This is a genomic window from Thalassospira indica (genome assembly GCF_003403095.1).
In the GTDB taxonomy this organism is placed as follows: domain Bacteria; phylum Pseudomonadota; class Alphaproteobacteria; order Rhodospirillales; family Thalassospiraceae; genus Thalassospira; species Thalassospira indica.
The window spans coordinates 2,992,501-3,004,910 of record NZ_CP031555.1 but is presented as its reverse complement, the minus strand read 5'-3'; the positions used below and the strand labels follow the sequence as shown (position 1 = coordinate 3,004,910).

The window sequence follows — 12,410 nt, the reverse complement described above, 5'->3', positions numbered from 1 at the left end:
GCTATCTTCTTTCTTTCGACTGCCTTTCTGATTTTTCCAAGTTCTCCGAGTGCGCCACTGGAAAAGATGCATTGTGAAAAGAAAAAATACGCGTGTGCACGGGCCTAATTTTGAATTGGTGAGCATATTCTTCAGGAGACAGTATTCGGGTTTTTAGCTTCTTGATTGCAGGGTGTCCGGATTGTGACTTAATGGCATCAATCAATCGGAAATCCATCGTCATGAAGCAATAAAATCCATTCCGTTCCGCAGTGGCTATATGAATGGCATCTTGAGAGTTTTTTTTACCTAATGCCTTCTCAAGCTCTTTTGCACGAGGATCAGAGCTGAGAATATCCACCCGCCTTGATGATATTTGTTCTTTTACAGTGGGCCCGGTTCCAGGTTGGAGACCGAAAGTCAAACTGTGCGATGAGTCTGGTATTAAGGTGAGAGGAACATCTTTAAATAAACTCAGGTCGAAAAGTCCATAACCAGAATATCTCCCTGTTGGATGAGGTATGGTTTCGTCTTGCAATTCGAAAGATCTGTACAGCGTAATTGATCCGCTTTTTGCGAGATCAACAATACATGGCAGAAACCTTACGGATTTAGCGACCGATCTTTGATCACTCTTATTGTGGACAGGAACACGGGCTGCATAGCCTATATCGACTGGAACGGTATTTCCCCAAAGCACAGTGCCATTTGAAACCCAACCTGTCTCATGCGTAATCCCGTGTCCGAGGACAGAGTTATCAATAAGTATCGAATGTGCCTGAGACTTAGGGATTAGTCTTCTAGCCTCGAAGTTTGATAGGTGAACTAACCAATCAACAAGTTTGGGCAGATATCTAAAGTAGAATCTGCTTCGTATCCTTCCAAATAGGTTCAATGTCTTAAGCACTCTCCCGAACCGGCTGGATTAAAATATCTGCTGGAATATTCCAAGCCTCATTCAGTTTCCTGATCTGCGTCAGGGAGAGACTAGTCTTATGATTGAGGAATTCTGAAGCGCGGGAACGACTGCCAAGCAGTTTACCAAGTTCAGAGCGATCCAGTCCGTTTTGCTCCATGTAAAACAGCACAGCTTCGACGGCATCGGGGGCGGCAATCGGGAATTGTTGCGTTTCGTACTGGTCAATCAGGATACCAAGCACTTCAAGTTGATCGGCTTCTGGCGTGCCGGGTTTGGCATCCCAAAACTCTTCAAGCTGTTCCATCGCTGCTTCATAGTCCACTTCGGTCTTGATGGGCTTGATGGCATAGGTCGTTTGCATTGTTCGGTCTCCTTCCCAACCCGATCAGAACTTGTCGACGGTTTTGGCGTCAATTTTGTCGTAATCGGCGTGGGTGCCAATAAACTTGATCCACGCGATCTGAACGTCATAGCGAAAGGCAACAATCAGGCGATAGTCATTGCCATGGATTTTAAACCTGATCCGTTCAGCATTGATGCTTTTTGCCGTACCAAAGACAGCCAGAACATCCTGATGGTTTTGCCAGTTCGCTTTACGCGTCCGATCAAACCAAGCCCGCAAGGGTTGTTCGGTTTCGGGGTGTTTGGTCCAGAAATCGACAAGCACCTTTCGGGCAATGATGCGCATTTAGCGTCCTTGTCTTAGCATGTTTCAATATTTCGATTTGACGGAGGATAGCATGTTCCAAAAAATGGAACAACGCTATTCTCTTGCGCGAGGATCCTATCGTTCTGTTAGCATAAGTTTCAGTCCCATCAGAACAAAGGCCCCCGCAAAGCTTTTGCCGATCCAAGCCATGACCTTTGGGCGTTCGATGATGTGGCTGCGAAGGGCGCCTGCAAAACATCCATAAACCACAAACACAGCAAATGTCATCGCCATAAAGATCAGGCCGAGCAGGGCCATTTCCAGCGTTGTATTGGGCGTGTTAGCGCTAACAAATTGCGGCAGGAAGGCGAGGAAGAAGAGCGACAGTTTGGGGTTCAGTAGGTTGAGCAATATGCCATCGCGGATGATTTTAAGCACGCCGCTGGTGGTTTCATTGGCGGTGACTTTCATCGCGCCGGTCCCATGCCACATGCCCCAGGCCATATACAGCAACCACGCCACACCAAGATAGCGAACGATTTCAAAGGCGAGCGCGCTGGCATGGAGCAGGGCGGCGAGGCCGAGGATGCTGGCGGTCATATGCGGGACGATGCCAAGCGTGCAGCCGAGTGCCGCCCAGATGCTGGCTTTCATGCCGCGCCCCAGTCCAAGTGCCAGGGTATAGATCACGCCCGTACCGGGCAAGACGACGATGATAAGGGAGGTTATCAGGAAATCGAGACTGATCATTTTGCATCCGTTTGTTTGACTGCGTTGCGATCAATCTACGGATGGCGAGCCAAGCATTCTTGAACGGAATTGCAGGATATGAGGATTGCTCAGTTTCCGCGAACGGCGAGGGCATAGCGGCCCGGTGTCAGGCCGAAGGCACGAACAAAATGACGGTTGAGGTGGCTTTGATCGGCAAAGCCCGCATTGCTTGCGATATCGGCAAGGGTTTCGCCGGATTTTATCATCGCGCGCGCCAGATCAATCCGCCGCTGGATCAGATAGGCATGCGGGGTGAGGCCCGTCGCACGGGTGAAATCGCGGAGCGTCTGAAATTTGCTCAAGCCCGTTGCGTCGGCGAGGTCATCAAGGCTGTGGCTGTGTGTCGGGCTGTCATCGAGCAACGCCTTGGCGCGTTTGATCCGGGCATGGGCAACAGCAGTGCGCGCGTTTGATTTCGACGCTGGTTCGCCCGGTGCAATCATGGCGTGGTGGAGCATAAGCAGCAGCATTTCTTCGCGCCGGAGCTTTGCACTTTCTTCCAAACCGTTGGTGATGGCATCGAATAATGCCCCAAAGCAGTGCCGAACATCGGGGCGATCCATCACGGGCTGCGTGAATTCATATTGGTCGGTGGCCGTTTCGGAAAGGTCACTTGCGGCGCGCGCAATCAGGGCCGGGTCGAAATACAGCATATTCCAGCCGCGCGGGCCTTCGCCGATTGGGTGGCCATCATGCACTTCGCGCGGATTGACTGTGATGATGTTGCCAGCCCCGGCCTCGACCATGCCGCGCCCGGAGGCCGATTTTTGCGCACCCGCATACATGAAGCCAATGCCAAACGCCTCGTGGGTGTGTTTGGCAAAGGAATGGCGTGTTTCGGCCATGACGGCTTCCACACCCAGACAATCATGGGCAATGATTTCGACCTTGTTCATCGCACAAAACTGGCAGTGTTTGAAGATTTTGGCAATGGCGTAGGGTGTGGTGGCTGATAACGCTACTTGCTGTTTGCCGGAATGGTGCGGTCGGGCGTGTTACTGGCTGCATGCGGGCCCAGCAGTTCGCGAAGCCCGCCCAGGCCTTCGACGTGATTGGAAATGACGCTGGCAACGATCAGAAGCGGGACGGCAACCAGAATGCCGACAAAGCCCCAAAGCCAGCCCCACAGTGCAATGGCAAGTACAATCGCGACCGAATTGATTTTAAGCCGGCTGCCGACAAGCATCGGGGTGATCAATTGTCCCTCAATCACCGTGCAGGCCAGATAAAGTGCCGGTGCAATCAGGGCCTGTCCGGTTGTTTGCATCGACACAAGCGACACCACGCCAACAATCACCACACCGGTCATTGCACCAAGGATCGGTACATAGTTCAGCACCGCCGCCGCGATCCCCCAAAGAATAGGGTTGGGCAGTCCGATAATCGCCATCAGCGTCCCGATCACAATGCCAAGCAAGATGTTGATCGCAGTAATGGTTGCGAGATAGCGCGAAACTTCGCGTTCCACGTCATGGGCGATCCGCAATCCCTTGCGTCGGTCACCAAAGGTCGGAAGCGAGCGGATCAGTTTCTGATAAATCCGATCACCCCCCGACAGGATGAACAGCAACAAAACAAGCATCAGCGCAATGCCCGCCAGAATATCAGGTGCACCTTGGGCGGCCTGACTGATCAGGTTGGGTTCGGCAACCACGACCCTTTGAACGTCTTCATCGCCATTATTCTGATCGGTGGCCTCGGATACCTGCTTTTGGGCTTCGCGGAGTTTATCAAGCGGTTCGCTTAGATCGGCAAGGCGCAGACGCAATTGGCGTTCGATATTTGGCGCTTCATCGATCCAGCCCGATACCGGGCCACTCAGACCATAAATCCCGGCAATCACAGTCGCGCTGAGTGTCAGAACAATTGCAAAGGCCGTCACGGCATTGGGGATGTAAAATTTCGCAAAGGTGCGGACAACCGGCGAAAACACAAGCGACAGCAAAAACGCCAGAACAACCGGCAGCAAAAGACTTTGCGCGACGTAAAGACAGCCTAGCGCCAAAACCACAAATGTGCCGATCACCGAAATCGTCCGCGCCCGGCGGTACACCCGCGCACGCGCATTGGTGCGGCGTTCCGCATCACTGGGAACGGTCGCATCCGTTTCTGCCGCTGTGCCATTGGCGGGCGGATTGGCGTCCGATGTTTCGGAGGCTTCAGGTGTTTCTGGCGAATGCGCGCCGCATCTGGCCGACATACAAGGACTCCCGACAGGGCAGGGCAACCGCCTGCAAACGTGTTTTTATCTGGATGTATGGATTAAACGGCTGAGCGACGGGGAAGTTCCGCGGGCTGAAACCCCAAGGTGGATTTAGCCAAATTCGACCAATCAGGCCTCGATTGCCGGTTCCTGCAACTGCAATTCGCGTGCGATGATAACGGCCTGTGTCCGGCTATGGACCGAAAGCTTGCGCAGGATGGCCGATACATGGGCCTTGACCGTCGCTTCGGTGACATCAAGCTCATAGGCGATTTGCTTATTGAGCTTGCCTTCGGTCAGCATGTTGAGAACACGCAGCTGCTGCGGGGTAAGCTGGCCGATCTTTTCGGCCAATCCGGTGGCTTCGTCGTCGGTCGGGCCGTTTTCCATGGCCTCGCGTGCCCAGTCGGGCATCCACATGCCACCATCCAGAACGGTTTTGACCGCAAGGCCGATCTGATCGACCGGGGCTGATTTCGGGACAAAGGCCGAGGCGCCATATTCAATGGAACGGCGCACAACGGGCAGTTCCTGACTGGCGGAAACGATGGAAACCGGAATGTCGGGATAGGATGCACGCAGGGTAAACAGTCCGGTAAAGCCGTTCATGCCGGGCATATGAAGATCAAGCAGGACAAGATCGATATCACCTTTGTGGGCTTCGATCTGATCGATGGCTTCATACAGGCTGCCGGCTTCAAGGACCGATACGTTTTCCAGTTCCGAGCTTAACGCCTGTTTGAGGGCTCCGCGCACAAGCGGATGGTCATCGGCGATCAGAACCTGGAACGTTTCGGACATTGGCGATTTTTCCCCTGAAAGTTATCATTCCCCGACTGGTCGCAATTATTCTATCCCGTTCAAGCGGAACTCACAAATTATTAGGTGAGAAAAGGATGGGATATTTTTGATTTTGGTAGGGTGCGACCCGGTGGACGCCGATCTGCATGAGAAGGTGTTTTGTCTGGAAAACCGGCAGAAAGGTTGAGGGAAACCAAAGATCACTCTCGCCCCACGAAATGTGAAACTTTGGCCCCCCTCGCGCCACCGTTTGAGAGTATGCCCATTAAAATCGGCGCCGTAAACTCCGCATTTGAGGAAAAATGAAATTTATCCTATCAGTGTTATCGCTGACCGAAATTCAGTTCTGAAACACCACACTGCATTGCGAAATTGGCGATTTTATACAATCCGTTCCAAAACCGCGCAGCCCAAGGAAAAAAGGACCCTTAAATGTCTGAACAGCCGCAAGAGATTCGTCGCGAAGACTATAAGGAACCTGACTTTATTGTCGAAAAGGTCGAACTGGTTTTTGACCTTGATCGTGACGTGACAAATGTCAAATCGCGCCTGTTTATGGCTGCGAATCCTGTGCGCGGTACCGGAAAGGGGGACAAGGTTTTCCTCCATGGCGAGGATATGAAGCTTCTTTCCGTCACCCTCAATGAAACCCGCCTGGCGTCCAGCGATTTCACGGTTGATCAGGAAGGCCTGCGCTTTAAGGCACCGGGGCAAAACTTCATTGCCGAACTTGAAACCCAGATTTCGCCAGCCAACAACACCCGGCTTGAAGGACTTTATGTTTCGCAAAGCGCGTTTTGCACCCAGTGCGAGGCCGAGGGATTTCGGCGCATCACCTATTTCCCGGATCGTCCGGACGTCATGGCGACCTATAAGGTCACGATTAATGCGAATAAGGAAAGCTGCCCGGTTTTGCTTTCGAACGGCAATCTGATCGACAGTGGTGATCTTGACGACGGCCGTCATTTTGCCGTGTGGGAAGATCCGTTCCCGAAACCATCCTACCTGTTTGCGCTGGTTGCCGGTGATCTGGCCTGTGTCGAAGACAGTTTCAAAACCATGTCGGGCCGTGATGTGGCGCTGCGCATCTTTGTCGAGCACGGCAATGAGGATCGCTGCGATTATGCGATGGACAGCCTGAAACGGTCAATGAAGTGGGACGAGGAGGTCTATGGCCTCGAATACGATCTGGACCTGTTTAACATCGTTGCCGTTTCGGACTTCAATATGGGCGCGATGGAAAACAAAAGCCTCAATGTGTTTAACGCCAAATTCGTTCTGGCCCGCCCGGATACCGCGACCGATGGCGATTATGAACGCATCGAATCCATCGTTGCACACGAATATTTCCATAACTGGTCGGGCAACCGCGTCACCTGTCGCGACTGGTTCCAGCTGTCGCTCAAGGAAGGTCTGACCGTATTCCGTGATCAGGAATTCTCGGCCGATCAGCGTTCCCGCCCGGTGCAGCGGATCAAGGATGTCAATGCGCTCCGCGCTGCCCAGTTCCCCGAGGACGCCGGCCCGCTGGCCCATCCGGTACGCCCGGACAGCTATATGGAAATCAACAATTTCTATACCGCCACGGTCTATGAAAAGGGCGCGGAACTGATCCGCATGATGCACACGTTGCTTGGCCCGGATGGCTATCGCAAGGGTATTGACCTTTACTTTGATCGCCATGACGGGCAGGCGGTGACCTGTGATGATTTTGCCAAGGCGATGGAAGACGCCAACGGCATCGATTTCAGCCAGCTCAAACTCTGGTATTCACAGGCCGGAACACCAAAACTCAGCTGGCAGGGCGACTATGACGCGGATGCCAAACAATACCGTCTGACCATTTCGCAGAAAACCGACCCGACCCCGGGACAGCCGGACAAGCAACCGTTGCACATGCCGATTTCAATCGGGCTTCTGGGTGCGGATGGTTCTGATCTGGTCGCCAAAACGGTGGAACTGACGGAAGCCAGCCAGGAATTCATCTTTGATGGTGTGACTGAGGCGCCGGTGCTGTCCTTTAACCGGGGATTCTCCGCACCCGTGAACATCACCACCGATCAGCCGGATGACGAACTTGTCTTCCTGATGGGCAATGACAGCGATGCGTTCAATCGTTGGGAAGCCGGGCAGAAATACGCAACCCGTTTGATGTTGTCTGCCATTGCCGCCTATGAGGCGAATGGCGGCGATGTCGAGGCGGCCTTTGCCGATGAACAGGCCCGCGTTGATGCCTTCATTGCCGCGATGCGCGCGACACTTACCAATGATGATCTTGATAAGGCGTTCCGTGCCGATGCGCTTGTCCTGCCGGGCGAGGCGTTCCTGTCCGAACAACGCAAGCCCGCCAATCCCGAGGCGATCTATCAGGTGCGCACGGCCTTGCGCAAACGCATTGGCCAGGCGCTTTCCGATGATTTCGCCAACACCTATCACCAGAATGCCTCAAACGCGGCCTTTACCCCGGATGCGACGTCGGCGGGGCAGCGTGCCTTGCGGGCAACCGCGTTGGCCTATCTGGTGGCAAGCGGGGAGGATGAATTTGCCGACGTGGCGGTCGCGCAATATGGCACGGCTGATAACATGACCGATCAGATGGCCGCCCTGTCGGTGCTTAATAACCTTGATCATCCGGGCCGTGAAACCGCATTGGCCGATTTCGAGGAACGCTTTGCCAATGACGGTGTCGTTCTCGATAAATGGTTCTCCTTGCAGGCGATGTCATCGCGTGATGATACCTTGGCGCGCATCAAGGATCTGATGAGCCACCCAGCCTTTACCATGCGCAATCCCAACAAGGTGCGTGCGCTGATCGGGGCGTTCGCCATGGGCAATCCGCGTCATTTCCATGCCAAGGATGGTTCGGGCTATGCGTTTTATGCCGATCGCCTGATCGAGCTTGATGACATCAACCCGCAGGTTGCCGCACGCCTGTGCGCCCCGCTTGGCAAATGGGCAAAATACGATGCGGATCGTGCGGACAAGATGAAGGCCGAACTCAACCGTATCCTCGCCAAGCCGGAAATCTCGCGCGATTTGTATGAAATCGCCTCGAAATCCGCGGCAAGCTGATCACGCGACCATATCTGGTGAAATGACAAAGGGCGGCACCTTGCGGGTGCCGCCCTTTGCGTTGGAAAATATCACAAAGCCGATCAGGTCAGCTTCATCCGCTCGCTGAATTCGCGCATTTTCTCTGACAGGTTGCGCGCCACTTCCGAAAGGTTATGGCTGGCGGTGTTCAGATCATGCGCGCTGCGCCCGGTGCTTTGTGCGCCGTCATTCACAAACGTGATCATTTCGTCCATCGATCCCGCACCGGCGGCGATGCGTTGAACGTTTTCGGAAATCTCACCTGTGGCACGGCGTTGTTCATCAACCGATTGGGTGATGGTCGACTGGATGTCGTTGACCTGATGAATAACTTCGCCAACCGTGCTGATCGAATGGGCGGCCTTTTGCACTTCTTCCTGAATGGCTGCCGTCAGGTCACCAATCTGGCCGGTTGCACTCGCGGTTTGATCGGCAAGCGATTTGACCTCGTTGGCAACCACCGCAAAGCCCTTGCCAAGTTCACCGGCACGTTCGGCTTCAATCGTTGCATTAAGCGACAAAAGCTTGGTGCGGTGCGCAATGTCGTTGATCAGATCAATGATCGATCCGATCTCGGAACTGGCCTTTTCAAGCGATCCGATATTGCGCTGGCTTTCCTCGGCTTCTTCACGTGCCCGTCCAGTCACGGTGGAAGCCTCGGTTGCCTGACGGTTAATTTCGGCGATCGAGGATGAAAGTTCCTCAACCGCGGTTGCAACATTGCGGGTATTTGATGCCGCCTCGCGCGAGACATCCAGCGCACCGCCCGATTGCTGCACTGTGTTTTCCGACTGGTTTGTCAGTTCACTGGCAAGGCTCAGCAACCCTTCGGACTGTTCGGTCACGGATTGGGCCACACGGGCAACCTCGGCCATCAGTTCGGTGACCGCGATTTTGCTTTCCTCACGCTCGGACACGTCATTCCAGGCCAGCATGGTGCCCAGAAGGACATTGTCCTTGTCGCGGACCGGGGCGGCAAGGATATCAAGATAGCCACGGTCGGTCTGGATGATCTCGGTAAAGGGCAGATTGTTCGGATTGGCAAGCTTGGCCTGGAAGTCCGATCCGAGGTTAAGGAAATCACCCGAAATCGTTGCCGTTGTCCCGCCAAGATAGTCTTGCGCACTGGCGTTAAGGTAGCTCAGCTTGCCATCAGGCAGGATCATTGCGGTCATGGTCGGGGTATTTTCGACCATGTTTTGCAGAATCAAGGCCTGACGCACCGATTCACGCAAGGCAATCAATGCCTTTTTCATCTCGCCGATTTCGTCATTGCCGACATTGGGCAGATTGACGTTGGTGTCCCCGTTCGAAATTGACGTCATCGCACCGGCAAAGGCGCGCAGATTGCGCAGAACCGTGGTGCGCAACAGGATCCAGCCAACAATCCAGGCCGCCAGAAGCACACCGACAAGGATTTCGATCGACAGCAGGCGAAGGCTATCTGTCTGGGCATAGAAATCAGACACGTCGCGATCAAACCGGGCCTCGGCCCAGACGCCGCCACGACCATCACTGATCATAACCTCCACTGCCGCACGGTGCGTCGTATCACCTGCTTTGGCCGTTTCGGCCTCAGGTGCATCATTGCTGGCTTCTGGCGCTGCATCTCCGCCATTTTCGGTGGCGGCATCGCCCTCTGCTGGCGGGGCAGCTTCGGCTTCTGCCTCAGCCGGGGCTTCAAGGCTTTCAAACAGCACGTTGCCGGAATTATCAAGAATCTGGAAGTTGCCGCCAAGAACCTTGCCAATACCGGCCAGCTGGGGCAGGGGATCGGTGATGACTTCAAGGAAGCCAACAGCACGGAACCCGCCAACTGGCAGGATCAGGCTAAAGACCGGACGCCCGTCCGGGGTTGCCCACATAAAGCTTGCCGGTTTGCGGGCTTCGGCCTTGTCGCGACCGATCAAATAGGCTTTGACGTCCGGATCATCAGTGACGCTGGCGCCAAGATTGGCTTCGGACGTCGCCAGTTGATTGAATTCCTGATCATAGGAAATCGCCGCAATCAGGTTCACATCGCCCTGAACCACTTCGCGTGCGTTCGAAAGGATGTTGAGTTCGGCTTGCATGCGCGTCTGGTCATTTTCCTGATAACTTTTGACCAGGCTGCCAAGCCGCGACCATTCATTGGCAATGGGGGTAATTTTGTCGGCATAGTCGGTGGCAATACGCGATCCGACAAAGAAATTGACTGTACCACTGACCGAGTTGTTCAGTGTTTCAATCGCAAAGTTGCGATAGGTATCACCGGTCCAAAGAAGCATCCATGTCACTGCACCTGAAACCAGTAACCCGGTTACGAGCAAAATCCGCCGTAACGTCAGAAGGCTGGTAGCACCTCCTGCAATAGCCGTCTTCGCGGCCTTGTCTCCCGTCATTTTTGTCACTCCAGAGCAAACCAAGTTTATTTTTTGTCTTTGGTCATATTGGCTCGCGTCTCTCCCGCTCACACCTCTACTTCTCAAGAGTAGTTGTTCTGATCCAAGCAGAGCTTGGTTTGGAACACAATCCCTTATTTATCGATTTCCATAGGGTTGCTGCGGCACACAGCCGGTTTGAAGCGGTCCGAAATCTGGAATTTCTCGTTTTGGTTGGGGGGCTTAGCCCCGATTTACGAGCGCGATTTCGACACATTGAAATTTTTTCTGCGAATGTGTGTGATAATCGTTTGCAATTGCAAAAACGATGCTCTATGACTGTGTTTGTCAAATGCAGACGACAACGTCGTTTGTGACCGGCCATCGGGCCTACATGGCGTGCCTGATGGCTTCTATCTTCGGGACTCTCTCTCCCCGAAGGTCGATCTCTCTCACTCGAGGGGGCTGGTATCCGGATCATTGTGCGGGACAATGCCGGAATTCATACCAGTCCCCCTTTTTTTATCCAAAACACATTGACCCATATCGATCTTTGGCACGCTGCCTGGTTGCATCCGTGCACGGCTTTAGCGTTTTATAAAGGTGCTGTTGGTTACAAAAGCAGGGTAACTTTGATGTCGTGAAGGATGGCCAAGTCCATGGCTGGCGAAGACAACACCAACAAACCCGATTTGCGCGCAACCCCGGAACCGCAGACTGATCCGGATGCAGGGCAAAAGGATGCACCGCTTCCGGCCTTTATATATGGCCGGGACGGGCACGGTGATGGCAGCGCACGTGGGGCAGAACGCTCCGGTGATCGGCAAAACCTTAATGCACGGATAGCGGATATGGATCGCAAAACCCTTCTTGGCCTGGTCACAGGCGCAGGCATGCTCGGCCTTGTCTTGTTCTTTGCCGGAATGCTGGTCGGCGCAGGCTTGTTCATGGATTCTGAAGACGGTGCGCGCACCACCCAGACAGAACAGCCGCAGGTCGAAATGCTGGCCTCCGCCCCGGAAGAACCAACCGAAATTCCCGATGCCACGCCTGAGGCAACCGAGCCGACAGCAACAACACCTGCACCGGAAATCAGCGCCGATAGCGAAGACCCGGTTGGTGATCTGATCGCGCAGCGTACCGAGGCACTTTCGGATGATGCCACGACCGAGAGCGAAGCCGCATCGAATGTGGCTGAAACCGAAGAAGCCGCAGAAGCCACAGGATCAGAAGATCAGGCGATTGCGGCCCCGGAAATCCGCGACGTAACCGGCGACACCGATGCGCCAGCCGCACCAGAAGCCCCGGCAGTTGAAGACGCGCAAGACAGTGCTGCGACCGAAACGGCGACAACTACTGAACAGGCACCCGCGCCAGAGGCATCCGAACCGGCCGCTGAAACCGCCGAAACCACGCCGGAACCAGCACCTGCAGCCTCGGCGTCAGATGCCAGCAAGCCTTTCTCGGTTCAGGTTGGTGCCTTCAAGGTGCATGAAAATGCCAGCCAGCGTGCCGAGGAACTGCGCGGCAAGGGACTTGAAGTCGCCGTTGTCGTGCGCGGGCCTGAGGACGAAGGGGCTTGGTACTATGTCCGGATCGGGTCCTATGCCAACCTTGCAGCAGCTCGCGATGATG

Annotated in this window: 10 protein-coding genes (1 of these 10 running past the window's edge); 2 read left to right on the top strand and 8 right to left on the bottom strand. The window is 54.4% G+C overall.

Annotated features, from left to right (window positions below; translation table 11 throughout):
* Position 1 precedes the first annotated feature (1 nt).
* The 7 genes from DY252_RS14205 to DY252_RS14175 all read right to left on the bottom strand — a co-directional run bounded on the left by DY252_RS14205 (position 2) and on the right by DY252_RS14175 (position 5,322).
* Entirely contained in the window at positions 2 to 517 is a 516-nt protein-coding gene (locus DY252_RS14205) for a hypothetical protein (RefSeq protein WP_129542739.1), read from the bottom strand.
* 361 nt (positions 518 to 878) lie between these two features.
* Positions 879 to 1,259, bottom strand: coding sequence for a helix-turn-helix domain-containing protein (locus DY252_RS14200; protein ID WP_064790810.1), 381 nt, complete (start codon positions 1,257 to 1,259; stop codon positions 879 to 881).
* A 24-nt stretch (positions 1,260 to 1,283) separates the two neighbouring features.
* A complete protein-coding gene (locus tag DY252_RS14195; RefSeq protein WP_064790809.1) occupies positions 1,284 to 1,586 on the bottom strand; it encodes a type II toxin-antitoxin system HigB family toxin in 303 nt (100 codons plus the stop codon).
* Positions 1,587 to 1,682: 96 nt separating this feature from the next.
* Positions 1,683 to 2,297, bottom strand: coding sequence for a LysE family translocator (locus tag DY252_RS14190; RefSeq protein ID WP_129542738.1), 615 nt, complete (start codon positions 2,295 to 2,297; stop codon positions 1,683 to 1,685).
* An 89-nt stretch (positions 2,298 to 2,386) separates the two neighbouring features.
* Positions 2,387 to 3,214 (bottom strand): AraC family transcriptional regulator, encoded by an 828-nt coding sequence (locus DY252_RS14185; RefSeq protein ID WP_064790808.1) that lies wholly within the window; start codon positions 3,212 to 3,214, stop codon positions 2,387 to 2,389.
* 62 nt (positions 3,215 to 3,276) lie between these two features.
* Positions 3,277 to 4,518, bottom strand: a complete 1,242-nt coding sequence (locus DY252_RS14180) for an AI-2E family transporter (protein WP_231959836.1) — start codon at positions 4,516 to 4,518, stop codon at positions 3,277 to 3,279.
* A 132-nt stretch (positions 4,519 to 4,650) separates the two neighbouring features.
* Complete coding sequence (locus DY252_RS14175) at positions 4,651 to 5,322, bottom strand: response regulator (RefSeq protein WP_064790807.1); 672 nt, start codon at positions 5,320 to 5,322, stop codon at positions 4,651 to 4,653.
* A gap of 432 nt (positions 5,323 to 5,754) precedes the next feature.
* Between DY252_RS14175 and pepN the strand changes: the two genes are divergently transcribed.
* Positions 5,755 to 8,394, top strand: a complete 2,640-nt coding sequence (pepN, locus tag DY252_RS14170) for an aminopeptidase N (protein ID WP_064790806.1) — start codon at positions 5,755 to 5,757, stop codon at positions 8,392 to 8,394.
* A gap of 83 nt (positions 8,395 to 8,477) precedes the next feature.
* On the opposite strand, the gene DY252_RS14165 is transcribed toward pepN, so the two are convergent.
* Positions 8,478 to 10,796: a methyl-accepting chemotaxis protein gene (locus DY252_RS14165; RefSeq protein ID WP_231959835.1), complete on the bottom strand. Its 2,319-nt coding sequence runs from the start codon at positions 10,794 to 10,796 to the stop codon at positions 8,478 to 8,480.
* 638 nt (positions 10,797 to 11,434) lie between these two features.
* On the opposite strand from DY252_RS14165, the gene DY252_RS14160 reads away from it, so the two are divergent.
* Positions 11,435 to 12,410 carry the 5' portion of an SPOR domain-containing protein gene (locus DY252_RS14160; RefSeq protein WP_165374909.1) on the top strand. It continues 77 nt past the right edge of the window, so the window shows 976 of its 1,053 coding nt (coding positions 1–976); its start codon is at positions 11,435 to 11,437; its stop codon lies off the right edge, out of view.